The organism is Pseudoalteromonas sp. SG43-8 (assembly GCF_014164245.1).
Lineage (GTDB): Bacteria > Pseudomonadota > Gammaproteobacteria > Enterobacterales > Alteromonadaceae > Pseudoalteromonas > Pseudoalteromonas distincta.
Window position 1 is genome coordinate 1 of sequence record NZ_JACJEX010000038.1, and the last position, 359, is coordinate 359.

The following is a 359-nucleotide window of genomic DNA, read 5'->3' on the forward strand; positions in this document are numbered from 1 at the left end:
ATTAAAGCGAGATTAATCAGTAAAACAATAAAGGGTAAAAGCTACCGTATATTAACCTCGATGACGGATAGATTGCGTTATCCAGGTAATGAAATTGTTGAATTATATTGTCATCGTTGGGAGATAGAACTTGGGTTTAGAGAAATCAAACAAACCATGCTTGATAGCGCATACCATTTAAGAAGTAAGCGCCCTGACATGGTGCGTCAGGAGCTATGGGGCGTGTTACTCGCCTATAATTTAATACGAAGAATAATGACGATGGCGGCGACAGTCACAGGGATATGGCCTAACCAGCTTAGTTTCTCTAGCAGTTCGATGGCTGTCATTCAGTATTTCTCGTCAGTATCTATAATGAG

Annotated in this window: 1 protein-coding gene; it reads left to right on the forward strand. The window is 40.4% G+C overall.

Features of this window, described 5'->3' with window-relative positions; all coding sequences use genetic code 11:
• On the forward strand, positions 1-359 hold a 359-nt coding region (locus tag H5122_RS20025; RefSeq protein WP_182713012.1), incomplete at both ends, for a transposase.